Here is a 16,575-nt window from a genome sequence, read left to right on the forward strand (position 1 = left end):
TCCTGCACGGTGACGCTCAGCAGCTTGCGAATCGGGTCATACCCGATCATAAAGCCTGCCCGTTCCAGCGACCGCAGTTTGATGTAGTTCACCTCATTCTTGGTAATGCACTCGCGTGTACGGGATTTCGGTTGCCTCGCAGATCTTGTCGTGCGTGCAGAAAACCTGCAAGACTCATTCCTCGCCCGCAAGCCACGCAACCACACGCGCCTCGATAGCGAAAAAGTCCGCGTCCACGAATTTGTAGCCGGACTTGGGCACCAGTGCCGTCCGCACCAACTGTGAAAGCGTACCGGGGTACGCTGCCGTATAGCATTTGCACGGCCGCCGAGCGGTTCGCCGTCGCGGGACTTGCACACGTTGCCCAGACCGAAGCCTACGCCGCGGTTGCCGGAAGCATCATACGGGAAGAAGTTGACGGTCACGTGGGCATACATACCGGAGTAAACGTCGGTCGGCAGCAGGTCGGCATGGACGTTGGAAATATGCACGCACTGCGGCTTCTGCTTGCCGGAGGCGGTGATGACCCAGTGACCCTTGCACTCCGGGCCGAACGGCTCACCGGACGGGCGGGTGCCATCGCCGTCATAGAGGACCGGATAACGCATCTGCGGACGGCTGCCCTTCCACAGGTTCTTCACGCCGTATCCCACAGAGCGGTCAGCTGCTCGAGCTGCTCCTCCGTCCAGCAGAAGTGAAGACGCTTGCTCGGCTTGATGCCGCAGCTGTGCTTCTCGACTGCAGCCAGATTGGCTGCGAAGTTGTTGTTTTACATTGAATCTTCTTTCTTGTGCATTTTATCGTACAATGCCAATACGCCGCTTGACGATGTCGGTCGCAGCGTAGCCAAGATAGTACATCACGCGATGCTCGCCGGACGCTCTCGGTGCGCCGATTATGCGCTTGGCTTTGTGCTTGTCGGGAAAGACGGAGTTTCTGATAGGTTCAGGCGTTTATGTTTCACACCTCCTTGTGTGATTTATAATCACACAGGTGGTACACTAATCACAAGCAATCGAATGTTTGATATAAAGTAAGGGTGTTTGTTCTGACATTAGGAGAACGAATCAAAAGAGAAAATGGTCGAAGTTCCCGACACCTATCTCAAGGGCCGCAAGCCGGAGGATTTCTGCGCTATGCATGTCCGCGGTGACAGTATGTATCCTGATTTCCGTGATGGTGATATCGTGCTGGTGCTCAAGCAGAACACCATGAACCACAGCGGCGAAATCGGAATCATCAGCTATGGCGATGACGAAATGACCATCAAACGCATCAACTACGCTCAGAGCGAGGATTGGCTGGAGCTTGCACCCCTGAACCCCGTCTTACCCGCCCAGACGGATCGAGGGCACCGACCCGGAAAGATACCGTATTATCGGTATCCCGCGCGTACTGATACGCGCGTTCTAAATATAAAAATTACGTCCACCGGCTGCAACCGATGAGCGTTAGCGAGTGCATTCTACCCTCTTATTTTACAACCAAAGATGTTTTGCAATAAAAACAAACACATTAGACGGATGTTTCCGCAAAACGTTTAGCTATAATGGCAAGCGGTACTCCGTCCGGGTAAAGACCGCGCGCGATCTCTGGCACAAGGTCGAGGAAAAGAGTAGCGGCTATCTTTTTACGCAGCCGACTACCGGCAGACCGCACACCGAAACGTCCATGAAGCAGATGTGGCGCTCGTTCAAGCAGGCGCTTGATCTCGATATGGGCGCACAGATGGCTATCGGCGCAATCGACCAGGAAACGTCGTTGTGGCCGATGATCTCACGCCATACTGCCTGCGACACACTTATGCGACCGACCTGCAGTCCGCCGGTGTCCCGCTTAATGTCGCAAAGGATCTTCCGGGTCACCAGTCGATTGCCATGACGTCGCAGATCTACACTCACCTGTCCGTCGATGCCTTTGCCGAGGCATCGCTCAAGGTTATCAACTTCCAGCACGCACAGCAGCGCAAGGCAAAGAAGAAATCCGTCGGAAGCAGGTGACACATCAAACAGCCGAAAATAGCCTGATGCAGCGCATTTTACAAAAAAGTACACTCTACCCGTCAACCGAGTAGAGTGCATAAAAAGTTGAAATAAACAAAAGCCCTCTAAACCGTACGGTTTAGAGGGTTTCATGTTGGTGGAAGTTACAGGACTCGAACCTGTGACCCTCTGCTTGTAAGGCAGATGCTCTCCCAGCTGAGCTAAACTTCCATCGGGTCGTTGTCGTCTCATCCCTGACGACTTGTTTAGTATATAACAGAATTACGAATCTGTCAACACATTTTCTGAAAAAACTCCAAAAAATTTTAGACCCGAAAATTTACACCGCGCACAGCGTTCTCCGGCATGCGCGGTGCAATGTATTATTGTTCCATCTTTTCACAGAACCGCATCAGCATTGCCGCAGCCTGTGCGCGGGTGGCATTCCCCTGTGGATTCAGTCTGCCGTGCGAGCCGTTGACGATTCCGTTCGCCGCCGCCCATCGCATGGCATCAGCCGCATAAGCGCTGACGATATCCGCATCCGTAAAGGCATCCAGTGTGCCGCCGGCTTCGGGAGCGTCCGCATAGCGGTACAGCATGGTGACGAGCTGCTCTCGTGTAATTCCAGCCTCCGGCGCGCAGCCATCCGAAATGCCTGCCGACTGCGCCCACGCCATGCCCTTCTCGTACCAGCTTGCACCGCCGGTCGTATCCGCACCCGCGTACCGTGCGAGAATTGTCATCAGCATACCGCGCGTGGTCGTGCCATCCGGCGAGAACGCATCCGTACCTGTACCGCTCATCAGACCCTTTTCCACAACACAGTGCACGGCATCGGCGTACCACTCGGTTGGCTTGACGTCATCGAAGCTCACATTTTGAGCAGGCTGTCTCTCGAAAATAGGCGTAAGCGTGACATTGCACGCAGGCATGACGAATGTAAACTGACCGTCCTTCTCCGTCACTGCGACCGGCTTGCCACTCTGGTCGGTAATCGCGATTGTTTTGAGAGCATAGCCTTTCTTTGGCACAGCTTTAATCATCACTGTGCTGCCTTTGGCTGCGTTTTTCGGCGTGATCGAGACCTCGCCGTGCTCACTCTTAGCCGCAGTCACCGCACCGGTCGGCGTGCGGACCGGACCGCCGCCACCACTGCCGCTCGTTCCTCCACTCTGCTGAGCGGTGAACACCGGTGCTGCAGTCTGCGTGCCGTTCAGTTTAGTAAGTGCTTCCTCCGTCAGCGTCGTGTACGTTTTATCACCGATTTTCCACCCGTCAAACGTGTATCCGCGCTTACTGTCGGCCGGAAATGCCGTTCCGATATCTCCCGCGCCGTAAACGTTAGTCTGCGTACTGCTGTCCGCAAATACGAACGCGATCTCCGCGCGGCGCATATCCACTGCAGAACGGTCGATCGTGTACGTCACGCCATGAATGATCAGCGTATCGCCCGCGGCCACGGCATCCGGCGCAGAAACCGTGATCGGCTCGGTCGCAAAGCCGGTCAGTCGAATCGTCAGGCCATCGATTACGGCAGTAACGGTACTCGGCGTGACATCTGCCATCTCGAGTGCCTTCTTGATCTGAAACGAGAAGGTTTGTGCCTCGGGCAGCACATAGTTGCCCGCCTTTCCGCCTGCCAGAGCGACCGCGCGTGCGGTGTACGACCCGATTTCGGTCCGGCTGCCGTCCTCGATTATGACAGTAAGCGCATCTCCGTTCACCGCGCCAATCGCTTCTGCCGTGACCAACTTCGGCGTACCATCATAATAGAAAACACTCTCGCCGTTCCATTTTATCTCAATAGGCTTCGGCTGTACGTTCAACACGCCGTTTTCGTATGTAATTTTGTAATTTTCGGCTTTTGCGTCCATCGGAATAATTGTGTAAGTTCCAATATCGCTAAACTGCGCATAGTCAAACGCATAGTTCAGACCCGAAAGCACGTTTTCGTTCTCATTGTTCACGAATCCATTGATTTCCGCACCATTATCACTTAACGTTTCTCCATAGGTTATGGTTTTACCCTTAGCACGAATACACAGCGGCGCTTTTTCAATATGAAACCGAACCGCTTGCGAGGTTGCGGAAGCCGTACTGCTCGTTTCCGGCGCATACGCTTCCACCCAGTAAGTTCCAGCGTTGATCGGTGCACCGTCCAGTTGATTGCTTTTTGCGCCGTTGCTGTCGGCGTAGTAGCGATACGTCGGCGCGGATGTGCTCGAGCAGGTCAGATTGCCCTCGCTGTACGGCAGGCCGGTATAAACTGCATCCTTCGCAATTACAACAAGTTCGACTGTTTTAGGCAGGATTTTACCTTTTACGATGCAGTTTCCGTCTTTCAGCGTGTAATTTTCATTCGCAAGTGTAACTGTAATCGTCACGTCCCTCTCGCCGGCTTCAGCAGATGCGTAGCGCGTAGCGAGTGTGTAATCCGTGCCCTCGCTCAGTACCGCGCCATCCGGTAGGTTGCTGAACGCCAGACCGCTAATCTTCGCATCATCATCGCGTCCGTTGTATGTCTTGTCTTCAATTTTCAGCGCTGTTGTATCCAAAGAGATCGTGCGCCTATTGATTGAAAAACTGCCGATATCCATCCGTTTGACCGCAGAAAAGTTGTCACTCGATGCAATCTCGACCGCCACGTTGTAAGTTCCGGCATGAACCGGCAAAGCCGTGCTGTCGTTGTACCAAACTGTGACCTCGCCAACGCCTGTTCTCGTCCACACAGACGCCTCACGAGGCTTGCCGTCATATATCGGATCCGCAGGCAATACAACCTTGTAATCCACGTCCTTTTCCGGCATTTTCGGCGTGATTTGGAACGTTTCCTCAACTTTTCCGGTGTAATTACCCTTACCGTTAATTGTCACCGTTGCCGTACCTCTGTTTACATTATTAGCGTAGGAAAGCTCAAAATCCGTACCTTTTAACAATTCTTTGCCATTTATCATAACGATCGGCTTAGGATTATGCACACTTTCGTTATACACATACTCGGTCTGCTTCATATCAATCTGCGCGTCCGCAATATCCCGCGGAGTAACTTTCAGCGTACCATTGACGTAAGTAATTGCATAATTTTCCGTCTTATCTGTATCATTTCTGCTTATTTTCGCGTCACTTGGCACATTTGACATTTCTCCAGCATCGGTCAGTGTTCCAGATACTATAACCTGGGTAATTTCATCGCCGTTTACCAGCCCGTCTGCCATGTATGAATTTCTCACCAGAGGTTCGCCATCGTACACTTTCTCTGCACTTTCCGCCGTAACTGTAAGCGCTTTCGGTTGGATTTCTGCAGAAAACTCCTCGCTTTCCACGATGTACTTGCCGTCCTCCGACGCAAATTTGAGCCGATATTTGTCCCCGATATTCGGGACGGTATCACCGTTTACGACCTCGAATGTGCCGGGCAGTTCTGTGCCATTCAGCGTTGCACTGCAGCCGGAAGCATCAACCATTTCATTCCAGGTCTGGCCGTATGTGCCCTTAGCCGACGTAATCCAGTCTATAATCGGTGTTTCTTCTTTTGAACCTTCTTCTGAGATTAAAACAATCTCGAGTTCGTCAGATAAACCATTACACTCGGCTTTCATATGATATGTTTGCCCTGCTTTTGCATTACAAGTAACAATCATGTCCCAGTGCACATCTATTTTGTTTGTCTGCTTATTTGGTTCTTCTTCCCTACGAAATGTGACACCATTATTCGTGTTTTCGTCCACTATTGTTTTATCTTCTGCATGCAATGAAATATTGCATGTTGCTTCGCGGTTGACCGTCAGATCCTGGAAAAGTGCATCCGCCGTATACATATCCTTGTATGGCTCATCACCAGTTGGAATCGAAACAGTAATCGACTTTTCAACTACGGGTGTACCATTTCGATTGATTCGGATTGATGTAGTTGGTTGAGCCTTTCTACATATCCGTTCCGGATAAACCGCATTCTGATAAGTACCGTCGGCCGCTCCTGCAGGAACGACTACCATGCCGAGCGCCATCGAGAGCGCCAAGGCCGCCGAAAATGCCGTTTTAAGACGTTTCACGTTTTCCTCCTGACCCGCAAGCTGGGATTTGACGATTGCGTGCGCTTCGTTCACTGCACTCTGCACAATTTTTCGCAGAGAACACACATATTTTTATTCAGCTTACCATGAGGTTTCGCATGCGTCAATATTTTAATCGACAAAATTCGACACTTAATATTCAGCATTTTCCATAAGGGCACAGCCAGTCGTTAGTCTGTTTCTTCGTGTCTCATCCGCTTATGCAGTGTGCCTTTTATTCGGCAGAATATTCATATTTGCATATTTATGTTATTATCTTAAAAACGACTACCAATTCTCTATTATGTCATTTCCATATATACTGTCTAATATTTTTCGTTTAATGACTATGCGTTCATTTATCTGTGTTTCGTATAAATATTCTATAAGTGCAAGAAAACACCGTGAAGCTTTTCACAGAGCTGCGCCGTTGATGAGCAATAATAAGACGAAAAACACGAGCGCTGTATATTTACTCTGGAAGCAGACCAGTCCTCGGCGTATTCCATGAGATACGTTGTCACCAGACGAACATAGGAACTTTTATTCGGAAAGATTCCAATCACGCTGGTACGTCTCCGGATTTCACGATTCAATCTCTCAATCATGTTGGAAGATGAGATTTTTCACGCATCCAGCATTGGAAATGCATAGAAGGCCAGAGAATCTTCCAATCCGTCTTCAAGGCACTGAACCGCTTTCGGAAAGCGTTTGGCATAGGAGTCGATCACATCATATGCGCGATAATATCTCTGCGGCCATTTTCGTCCACACCGCACACGATAAGTATCGCCATGCTGACAATTCTGCCATCTACACGAACTTTTTCGCACAGTGCGTCCACCCGGAGAACCGGGTATACTGTATCAGCGAGGGAGCGATTGACGAAGAACGGAATATAGCCGCCCTGACGAACCTTGGGCACCATGAGGTACATCGTGCCCATTCAGGTATCCAAACGGCGAGGACGATAACCGCTGCGGTATCCGCTCCTGCCGTCCGTGCGCTGGCTCTTCTCTGCTCCCAGCTGCTGATCGACCTCTGCCTCCATCAGCTCTGTGCATAGCCATTCCAGCCATACTCAGCATCGGATCCGGTTGCGTCACACATTGCAGTAGCAATTCTGTCAGATTTGTGGTATTCTTTTTGTGAGCCATTAGGGTCTCTCCTTTACATCATGATTTTTTCGACAACCATCATTTTACAGGAGCCCTGATGGCTTGTCCATTCTCTGTTTGCTTTTGCGAACTTGATTATGCACTATCGTTTAGTTTCTCCATAAATCCATGCTATTCTTCCTGATTCATATGATAAGGTACAATAAGTTGCGCAAATTGAAAACCGCATAAAAGAAGACATAGTTTGCAGGCTCTGGTAGAATGAAGTTACCACACACCATTCTGAAAGGAGACAACAAACTATGTCCGAGAGAATTGTACAGCTGAATGAGGAAATTATCAAGGAGAAAATCAAGGAATTGGTCCGCAGCAGCGTGGAGGAAACCCTGAACGAACTGCTGGAAAAAGAGACGGAGTCCTTGACACAGGCTGCCCGCTACGAGCGCAGCGAGGTCCGTCAGGACTACCGCAGCGGCCACTATGACCGGAATCTCACCACCGCCTCTGGTGACGTCACGCTCCATATGCCGCGACTCAAGGGCGTATCCTTCAAGACTGCCATCATCGAGCGGTATCGCCGCCGGGAAAGTAACGTGAAGAAATCCCTCATCGAGATGTACCTGGCAGGCGTGTTTCCGTGCACCGGGTAGAGGACATCACCGAGGCGCTGTGGATCAGCAAGGTCTCGCCCGCCATCATCAGTGAACCGAACAAGAAAGCCTACGTCCATATCGAGGACTGGCGCAACCGCCCGTTACAGGGCGGGCGCTATCCGTATGTCTACGTGGACGGCATCTATCTGCACCGCAACTGGGGCGGAGAGTATGAAAATGTAGCCATTTGGGTGGCAATCGCCGTGAATGATGACGGTTTCCATGAGGTTTTAGGCGCCGCTGAGGGAATGAAAGAGGACAAGACCAGATAAGCCAGCTTCTTTCAGTGGCTCCGCGGACACGGCTTGGACGGCGTAAAATTCATCGTCGGCGGCAAGTGCATGGGGATGCTGGAGGCCGTGGGCAAGGTGTTCCCGGACGCCAAATACCCGCGCTGCACGGTGCATTTCTACCGCAATGTTTTCTCTGTTGTGCCTAAATCCAAGGTCAAAATTGTGGCAAAAATGCTTAAGGCGATCCACGCGCAGGAGAGCAAAAAGGCGTCCCGCGACAAGGCTAAAGCAGTCGTCGCCGAACTGCGCGCCATGAAGCTGAAGGAGGCTGCCAAGAAGGTCGAGGACGGTATCAAGGAAACGCTGACCTACTGCGATTTTCCCAGCGGGCACTGGACGCGCATCCGTACCAACAACGTGATTGAGCGGCTGAATCGAGAGATCCGCCGCAGAACCCGTGTGGTGGGAACATTCCCTGACGGCAACTCTGCTCTGATGCTGGTCTGCGCCCGGCTTCGCCATGTAGTGGGCACGCAGTGGGGCAGCAAAAAATATATGAACATGAAGCACTTGGAGACGGCGCTGGACGACGCCTTCATTGCCGGCTGACTTCATTCAGCCGGAGAATCTGCAAACAATTTTGCGCACAAATCTTGACGGGACCGAGTCTATTAGATGCACGCATGTGATATAATCTTGGCCACGCATTTTGTCAATTCGTATACAGATCTTTGGCGAAATCATAGATGTTGCCGCACTGTTTGCGATTATTGAACAAAAAGTGCTCTCCGTTTGCTGGAGAGCACCTTCGTTTTTTACTTAGCCGACACGCTGTCTGGAGTGGTGCAATTCGATCTGCTTGGACTTGATGAACACGCTCAGCTTCTTGTAGGCAAGCATGGTAATCGCAGTCAGGATTGCGCCTTTGATGAGATTGAACGGCAGAACGCCGAGCAGCAGATAGCCCTGCATGCCGGTCACATACGGGTTGATCGCGTTGCATGCATCAAAGATAGCCTGCAGCGGCATAACCTGCGAATAAAACGGAATGATAAGAAAATAGTTGGTCAGCATGCCGACACAGGCCATAGCGACCGATCCGGCTGCACAGCCGAGGACAGCCATCTTGCGGCTCTTGTGACCGCGGTACAGCAGCACGGCGATAACAATGAGCGTGGAAAGCATCAGGAAATCTGCGACCTCACCGGAGCCGCCGGTCTGGGTCTGGGTCAGATGAATAATGTCCTTGATGCCGATCATCGTGATCGCCGGAGCGATGCCGAAAATAAACGCACCGATGAGCACGACCGCGCCGGACAGATCCACCTTGAGGAACGGCGGCATGAACGGAATCGGGAATTCAAAGTACATCAGTACGGTTGCGATAGCCGCAAAAATTGCGGTGTAGGTGATTTTGCTGGTTTTTGTCATTGCTGTTTTTTCTCCCTTTCAGGAGTCCTGTTCCATAAATAAAACAAGCCCCTGGATTGCTCCAGAGGCATACAGACGTAGCGATAGGTACATCTGTTTCTCTCATCCGGACTATAACCGTCGGTTGGGATTCTAACCCATCATGCCTTGCGGCTCGCAGACTATCAGGCTCGAAGCCTGTATACTGCCGGTGGAGACTTTCACTCCGCCCTGAAACAGAACTAATTTATTTATACTGCTATTATAGTCGCCAGTAAAGGACTTGTCAACACTTCAGCAAGAAAAAACAAAAAAGCCGCCTTCCCTTGCGAAAGCGGCTTTTTATCAGAAATCAGTCTTCCTTGCTGCTCATCAGAGTAACCATAACGGCCTTCTGTGCGTGCAGGCGGTTTTCTGCTTCCTCGAAAATTTCGTTTGCGTGCTCCTCGAACACCTTGGTGGTGATCTCCTGCTCACGGTAGGCCGGCAGGCAGTGCTGCACCATGCAGCCCGGCTTTGCAGCAGCCAGCAGCTCATCATTGACCTGATAGCCCTGGAATGCCTTCATGCGGACTTCCTTCTCGGCTTCCTGACCCATGGACGCCCATGTATCAGTGATAACAACGTCTGCGTTCTCAGCAGCCTTCATCGGGTCATCGGTGATGAAGAAGTTCGGATTCGGCTCTGCGAATGCCATAACCTCAGCGTCCGGACGGTAGTCCACCGGCGTTGCGACGGAAACCTTCATGCCGGTCTTGAGGCCGCCGACGATCAGCGAGTTTGCCATGTTGTTGCCGTCGCCGATGTAGCACAGCTTGAGACCCTCAAGAACGGCAAACTTCTCGCGGATGGTCATGAGGTCTGCCAGAACCTGACACGGATGGCAGAAATCAGTCAGACCATTGATGATCGGAATAGAACCGTAGTTTGCCAGATCCTCTACTTCCTTCTGCTCGTAGGTGCGGATCATAATGCCGTCCAGATAGCGGCTCAGCACACGGGCCGTGTCCTGTACCGGCTCGCCGCGGCCGATCTGAAGGTCGCGATTGGACAGGAACAGTGCCTGACCGCCCAGCTGATACATACCGGTCTCAAAAGAAACACGGGTACGGGTAGAGGACTTCTGGAAGATCATGCCAAGGCTCTTGCCTTCCAGGTGACGATGGGAAATGTTGTGCTTTCTCTCATACTTGAGCTGATCCGCCAGATCGAGCAGACCGATGATCTCCTCGGTGGAGCAGTCAAGCAGTTTCAGTAAATGCTTCATTGTAATAAACCCTTTCTGCAAATTAGCAATGAATAATTAGTAGTTAGTAATTATTTGGGTGCTGCTGCACCAGTGCGATAATCACGTTAATTACTAATTGTCAAAACCTTTGATTAAAATACCTTTGCCATGATAGCGAGTGCTTCATCCATTTCTTCCTTCGAAATGGTGAGCGGCGGGAGCAGACGAACGGCATTTTTGCCGGCGGTGATCGCCAGAACGCCGTTTTCGATCAGCTTATTGGCAAACACGGAGTGCTTTCCTTCCTCAACGATGATGCCGAGCATGAGACCCATGCCGCGCACTCCCTTGATATTCGGCGAGCCAAGGGACAGGATGCCGTTGCGAAGGTACTCGCCCTTTTCGCGCACTTTCATCAGAAACTGGCCGTCACCGACAGTATCGAGCACGACGTTTGCTGCGGAGCAGACAATCGGCGTACCGCCGAAGGTGGTCGCGTGCGTGCCCGGCGTCAGGACGTTGCAGCAGGTATCCGCCGCCATGACAGCGCCGATCGGCATGCCGCCGCCAAGACCCTTTGCCATGGTGACAACGTCCGGCTTGATGTCGTACTGCTGGAAAGCAAACAGGCTGCCGGTACGGCCGATACCAGTCTGCACCTCGTCGATGATAAGCAGCATGTCCTTCTCGCGGCAGAGCTTCTCTACCTTCTTGACGAACTCGCGGTCAAGCGGCAGGACACCGCCCTCACCCTGGATCAGCTCCATCATGATGGCGCAGGTCATATCGTCCGCCTTTGCGCGTACCGACTTGATGTCGTTGGCAGCCGCGTAATCAAAGCCCTCGGTAAACGGGAAGAAATAGTTGTGAAAACGCTCCTGACCGGTGGCCTTCAGCGTGGTTACGGTACGTCCGTGGAAGGAGTTGATGAGCGTCAGCACCTTGAAGCGGCCCTCACCATACTTGTCGAACGAGTACTTGCGCGCCAGCTTGATGGCACCCTCGTTTGCCTCGGCGCCCGAGTTGGCAAAGAATACCTTGCCGCCCAGATGCGTCTTTTCTACCAGCTTCTTGGCAACCTGAACCATCGGCTCGGTGGTGAACAGGTTGGAAACATGCATCAGCTTGTGCGCCTGCTTATCGATCGCGTCAATGATTGCCGGATTGGCATAACCAAGGCAGTTTACGCCGATGCCGGAAGCAAGGTCGATGTACTTCTTGCCCTCAACGTCCCACAGGGTCGCACCCTCGCCGTGGTCCAGTGCAATCGGGAAACGGCCATAGGTGTTCATTACATATTTATTTTCTTCTCTTTTTAATTCATTGTAAGTCATAGGGTATCACCTTTTATTGGAGATACGGAGCGAATCATTCTCCATTCTCCATTTTCAATTCTCAATTACTGAAACATAGTGCCTGCGCCGACCTTGGAAAGCAGCTCGATCAGAATCGAATGCTTGACACGGCCGTCCAGAATGGTGGCACGCTCAACGCCCTTGCGGACTGCCTCAACACAGCAATCTACCTTGGGGATCATGCCGCCCTTGATGATGCCGTCACGCACCAGCTTCGGCACCTCGGACACCTTGAGACGGTGAATGACACTGTCCGGATCGTTAATGTCCTGCATCAGACCGCGTACGTCGGTCAGCAGAATCAGCTTTTTTGCACCGAGTGCAACTGCCAGCTTGCTGGCTGCTGTATCAGCGTTGATGTTGTAGTTGGTTTCATCGTCGATGCCCTGTGCAACGGTCGAAACGACCGGAATATAGCCCTGCTGCAGCACATCGATAACCGGAGACGGGTCTACGTCCATAATATCGCCGACGTAGCCGTAATCCGTACCCGAGCGGTCGGTCAGGCGCTTCGCCTGAAACAGGCCGCCGTCCATGCCGCCGAGACCAATGCCGCGGCCGCCTGCCTTCTCGATCAGGGTTACAAGGTCCTTGTTGACCTTGCCGCACAGCACCATCTGGACGATATCCATGGTTTCACGATCGGTGTAGCGCAGGCCGTTGACAAACTTGCTCTCCTTGCCAATCTTTCCCAGCATTTCATTGATCTCCGGGCCGCCGCCGTGTACGATAACGACCTTGACGCCGACCAGATTGAGCAGTACCAGATCGTGGATGACCGCGTCCTTCAGCTCCTCGTTGATCATTGCGTTGCCGCCGTATTTTACGACAACGGTCTGACCGTAATATTCCTGAATATACGGAAGTGCTTCGACCAGAATATTGGCGCGCAGCTCCGCATCAAGTTGAGTATCCATACTAATTCGTTCCTTTATCCTGTTATAAGCAGCGATTACGTTCTATAATCTCCGTTAATTTTCACATAATCGTAAGTAAGGTCGCAGCCCCATGCAGTAGCGCTGTCCTCGCCCTCATTTACGTCAACCGCAATGGTAACCTCATTCTCGGAGAGCACCTTTTTCGCCAGATCTTCATCAAAATCCAGAGCAGCACCCTTGTCGCAGACTGCTACGCTGCCTGCAGCGGACTCGAACGCCACAGAAACGTACTCCGGACGGAACGGTGCCTTGGAATAACCCATTGCACACAGCACGCGTCCCCAGTTTGCATCTGCGCCGAACATGGCCGCCTTGACAAGATTGGAGCCGACAACAGCCTTAGCCAGTCGCTCAGCTGCTTCCTCGGAGCGGGAGTTCTTAACGGTGCAGGTAACCAGCTTGGTTGCGCCTTCGCCGTCTGCGGCGATCTGGCGTGCCAGGCGGGTGTTGACCTCGTTGAGTGCCTTGCAGAACGCCTGATATTCCTCGTCCTGCCACTCGATGAGCGTGTTGCCGGCCATGCCGTTTGCGAGCACGATGCACATATCGTTGGTGGAGGTGTCGCCGTCAACCGTTACGCGGTTGTAGGTTTTCTTGACATTCTCCTGCAGTGCGTCAGTCAGCATTTCATGCGTGATGGCGCAGTCGGTCGTGATGAAGGACAGCATAGTGCCCATGTTTGGATGAATCATGCCGCTGCCCTTGCAGATGCCGCCGATGCGGCAGGTCTTGCCGCCGATGGTGAACTCAACAGCCGCCGTCTTGGGCTTGGTATCGGTGGTCATGATGGCGCGATTTGCCTTCTCGGAGGCGTTGTCCTCCAGAACCAGTTCCGGCAAGTGCTCCTCGATGCACTCGATGTTGAGGCGCTGACCGATCACACCGGTGGATGCAACGGCAACATCGGTTTCGGCTACGCCGAGCAGCTTGGCCGCTGCCTGCGCCATACGGCGAGCGTTCTCCATACCGTCCAGTGCACAGGCGTTCGCGTTGCCCGCATTGGCAACGATCGCGCGTGCTACGCCGTCCTCGAGGTGCTCCATGGTAACATACAGCGGAGCCGCCTTGACGCGGTTCATCGTGTAGGTGGCAGCCGCGGTGCATTCGCATTCGCTGAAAATGATCGCGGTATCGTCATTCGTGCGGCTTTCCTTGACGCCGCAGCGCACACTGCCCGCCTTAAAGCCCTTTGCGGCGCAAACGCCGCCTTCGATAATTTTCATAATAATTCTCCCTGCTGAAATCAGAGGTTTAAGCCGGTCGTTTCATCCAGACCGAGCATGATATTCATATTCTGCACGGCAGCGCCCGAAGCGCCCTTGCCGAGATTGTCAAACAGTGCGGTGACAATGGTCTGCTCCTCGTGGCCGCAGACGATCAGCTTGAGGCTGTCGTGACCGGCCAGTGTGTTGGCGTAGATCATCGGCTCTTCACCGCCGAACGGCGCCACGGTGACAAGCTGTTGACCCTCGTAGTGCCTGGTGAGTGTCGCATGCACGAGATGTGCATCTACGCCCGGGAGCATAACTGTGGTGGCCATACCCTTGTAAAAGTCACCTACGATTGGCACGAACACCGGCGCCTGCGTCAGACCGCAGATGTAGCCCATCTCCGGCAGGTGCTTATGGTGCAGGTTCAGACCGTAAATGCGCTCGGAATCATGTCGCGGATCGCGGTTCTCGTCCTGATACTCCGCGATCATTTTCTTGCCGCCGCCGGAGTAACCGGTCAGCGAAGCACAGGTGAGCGCGGTGTCCTCGGCAATGATACCGTTTGCTACCAGCGGGTAAACCGAGGAAATAAATCCGCTTGCATGGCAGCCCGGATTGGCAACGCGCTTGGAGTTCTTGATGGCTTCGCGGTGCGCCTTGGACAGCTCGGCAAAGCCGTAATCCCAGTCCGGGTCGGTGCGATGCGCGGTCGATGCATCGATGACACGGGTGGTATCATTCTCGATGAGCGAAACCGCCTCTTTCGCCGCCGCATCCGGCAGGCACAGGAACGCAATGTCGGCTGCGTTGAGGAACTTGCGGCGCTCCTCGGTGTCCTTGCGCTTGTCCTCGTCGATGAGCAGCAGCTCGATATCGTCGCGGCCACCGAGGCGCTCGTAAATCCGGAGACCGGTCGTGCCCTCTTTGCCGTCGATGTAAATTTTAGGCTTCATCGTCCTCAACCTCCGCGATGAACTTGTCAATTTTATCAATCTGGCGGGTTACTTCCTGCGGAGCCGGGCCGCCGATGACCTTACGCTCAGCAACACAGGTGCGCAGGTCGAGTGCGTCGTATACGTCGTCGCCGAACTTGTTGGAAATGGCTGCAAAGTCGCGCATGGTCATGGTCTCGAGGGTCTCATCGGCCTTGATACACTGGTTGACCAGACGGCCGACCGTCTTGTACGCATCGCGGAACGGAACACCCTTCTTGGTCAGGTAGTCGGCGCAGTCGGTTGCGTTGATAAAGCCGCGGGAGGCTGCCTTGCGCATGTTGTCGCGGCGCAGCGTCATGGTGGAGAACATCGGCGTGAATACCTCGAGGCACTGCTTTACGGTGTCGATCGCGCCGAATACAGCCTCCTTGTCCTCCTGCATATCCTTGTTATACGCCAGCGGCAGACCCTTGAGTACGGTCAGCATGGTGGTCAGCGCACCGTAAACACGGCCGGTCTTGCCGCGGATCAGCTCGCACACGTCCGGGTTCTTCTTCTGCGGCATGATGGACGAGCCGGTGGAGTACGCATCGTCCAGCTCAACGAACTTGAACTCCCAGGAGCACCACGAAATAATTTCCTCGGACAGACGAGACAGGTGCATCATCAGGATGGACAGCGCGGAGAGCAGCTCCACGCAGTAGTCACGGTCGGATACGCCGTCGAGCGAGTTGTCGGTCAGGCGGGCAAAGCCAAGCTGCTGACGAACGAAGTCGCGGTCGATGGGATAAGTGGTCGAAGCCAATGCACCCGAGCCAAGCGGCATTTCGTCCATGCGCTCGCAGCAGTCCTGCAGGCGGGATACGTCGCGCTTGAGCATGTTGGCATACGCCATCATATAATGTGCAAAGGTCGTCGGCTGTGCGCGCTGCAGATGGGTGTAGCCCGGCATAACCGCATCAAGATTCTCGCGGCTCTTTGCAGTCAGTGCCTTCATGAAGCCGAGGATCAGCTTGATGATCTCCTTGATCTCCTTCTTGACGTACAGACGCATATCGAGTGCAACCTGATCGTTTCTCGAACGGCCGGTGTGCAGACGCTTGCCGGTATCACCGATGCGCTCGGTCAGCAGCTGCTCGACGTTCATGTGGATGTCCTCGTAATCGAGCGAGAACTCAACCTTGCCGTCCTCAATATCCTTGAGGATGCCCTTCAGACCTTCGACGATCTTTTCGGCCTCATGCTCCTCGATGATGCCCTGCTTGCCCAACATGGTAGCGTGCGCGATAGAGCCGGTGATATCTTCCTTATATAAACGGCAGTCAAACAGGATGGAAGAGTTGAAATCGTTTACCACCAGATCGGTTTCCTTCTGGAAACGTCCTGCCCATAATTTTGCCATATTTATGTTACCTCACAAAACACTCATAGGGCGGCACACAACGGGCGTGCCGCCC

At 53.1% G+C, this 16,575-nt stretch carries 11 protein-coding genes, 1 tRNA gene, 3 pseudogenes and 1 riboswitch; of the genes and pseudogenes, 3 read left to right on the plus strand and 12 right to left on the minus strand.

Annotation, left to right across the window (positions count from 1 at the left end; translation table 11 throughout):
- Window positions 1-371: 371 nt before the first annotated feature.
- A pseudogene (locus tag PGY33_RS06935) lies at window positions 372-608 on the minus strand (ssDNA-binding protein); the annotation flags it as partial.
- Between the two features lie 471 nt (window positions 609-1,079).
- Here PGY33_RS06935 and PGY33_RS06940 point away from each other — a divergent pair.
- A complete protein-coding gene (locus tag PGY33_RS06940) occupies window positions 1,080-1,448 on the plus strand; it encodes a S24 family peptidase (protein ID WP_118480118.1) in 369 nt (122 codons plus the stop codon).
- A 174-nt stretch (window positions 1,449-1,622) separates the two neighbouring features.
- On the opposite strand, the gene PGY33_RS06945 is transcribed toward PGY33_RS06940, so the two are convergent.
- On the minus strand, window positions 1,623-1,865 hold the full coding sequence (locus tag PGY33_RS06945) for a hypothetical protein (protein ID WP_270477892.1): 243 nt from the start codon (window positions 1,863-1,865) through the stop codon (window positions 1,623-1,625).
- On the opposite strand from PGY33_RS06945, the gene PGY33_RS06950 reads away from it, so the two are divergent.
- Entirely contained in the window at window positions 1,764-2,000 is a 237-nt protein-coding gene (locus PGY33_RS06950; RefSeq protein WP_118480120.1) for a tyrosine-type recombinase/integrase, read from the plus strand. The two genes, PGY33_RS06945 and PGY33_RS06950, sit on opposite strands and share 102 nt — an antisense overlap.
- 137 nt (window positions 2,001-2,137) lie before the next feature.
- Here the strand turns inward: PGY33_RS06950 and PGY33_RS06955 are convergent.
- The 3 genes and pseudogenes from PGY33_RS06955 to PGY33_RS06965 form a co-directional block, all read right to left on the minus strand.
- Window positions 2,138-2,213, minus strand: a tRNA-Val gene (locus PGY33_RS06955).
- 152 nt (window positions 2,214-2,365) lie between these two features.
- Complete coding sequence (locus PGY33_RS06960) at window positions 2,366-5,584, minus strand: MBG domain-containing protein (RefSeq protein WP_158575145.1); 3,219 nt, start codon at window positions 5,582-5,584, stop codon at window positions 2,366-2,368.
- Between the two features lie 836 nt (window positions 5,585-6,420).
- A pseudogene (locus PGY33_RS06965) lies at window positions 6,421-7,194 on the minus strand (transposase).
- A gap of 263 nt (window positions 7,195-7,457) precedes the next feature.
- Here PGY33_RS06965 and PGY33_RS06970 point away from each other — a divergent pair.
- Window positions 7,458-8,650 (plus strand): annotated as a pseudogene (locus tag PGY33_RS06970) (IS256 family transposase).
- A 210-nt stretch (window positions 8,651-8,860) separates the two neighbouring features.
- Here PGY33_RS06970 and PGY33_RS06975 read toward each other — a convergent pair.
- The 7 genes from PGY33_RS06975 to argH form a co-directional block, all read right to left on the minus strand.
- Window positions 8,861-9,472 carry an ECF transporter S component gene (locus tag PGY33_RS06975; protein ID WP_118480130.1) on the minus strand — a complete coding sequence of 204 codons (612 nt, stop codon included), beginning with the start codon at window positions 9,470-9,472 and terminating at the stop codon, window positions 8,861-8,863.
- A 90-nt stretch (window positions 9,473-9,562) separates the two neighbouring features.
- A riboswitch (FMN riboswitch) is annotated at window positions 9,563-9,694 on the minus strand.
- A 109-nt stretch (window positions 9,695-9,803) separates the two neighbouring features.
- A complete protein-coding gene (gene argF, locus PGY33_RS06980; protein ID WP_118480132.1) occupies window positions 9,804-10,718 on the minus strand; it encodes an ornithine carbamoyltransferase in 915 nt (304 codons plus the stop codon).
- Window positions 10,719-10,831: 113 nt separating this feature from the next.
- A complete protein-coding gene (locus PGY33_RS06985; protein WP_270477865.1) occupies window positions 10,832-12,013 on the minus strand; it encodes an aspartate aminotransferase family protein in 1,182 nt (393 codons plus the stop codon).
- 65 nt (window positions 12,014-12,078) lie between these two features.
- Window positions 12,079-12,951: an acetylglutamate kinase gene (gene argB / locus PGY33_RS06990; protein WP_118729825.1), complete on the minus strand. Its 873-nt coding sequence runs from the start codon at window positions 12,949-12,951 to the stop codon at window positions 12,079-12,081.
- A gap of 35 nt (window positions 12,952-12,986) precedes the next feature.
- A complete protein-coding gene (gene argJ / locus PGY33_RS06995; protein WP_270477867.1) occupies window positions 12,987-14,195 on the minus strand; it encodes a bifunctional glutamate N-acetyltransferase/amino-acid acetyltransferase ArgJ in 1,209 nt (402 codons plus the stop codon).
- 20 nt (window positions 14,196-14,215) lie between these two features.
- A complete protein-coding gene (gene argC / locus PGY33_RS07000) occupies window positions 14,216-15,136 on the minus strand; it encodes an N-acetyl-gamma-glutamyl-phosphate reductase (protein ID WP_118480140.1) in 921 nt (306 codons plus the stop codon).
- Window positions 15,126-16,520: an argininosuccinate lyase gene (argH, locus tag PGY33_RS07005; protein WP_118480142.1), complete on the minus strand. Its 1,395-nt coding sequence runs from the start codon at window positions 16,518-16,520 to the stop codon at window positions 15,126-15,128. Before argH ends, argC begins: the two co-directional genes overlap by 11 nt.
- Between the last annotated feature and the right edge of the window lie 55 nt (window positions 16,521-16,575).

Origin of the sequence: Butyricicoccus sp. AF18-9LB (assembly GCF_027684505.1) — a bacterium.
GTDB classification, from domain to species: domain Bacteria; phylum Bacillota; class Clostridia; order Oscillospirales; family Butyricicoccaceae; genus Agathobaculum; species Agathobaculum butyriciproducens.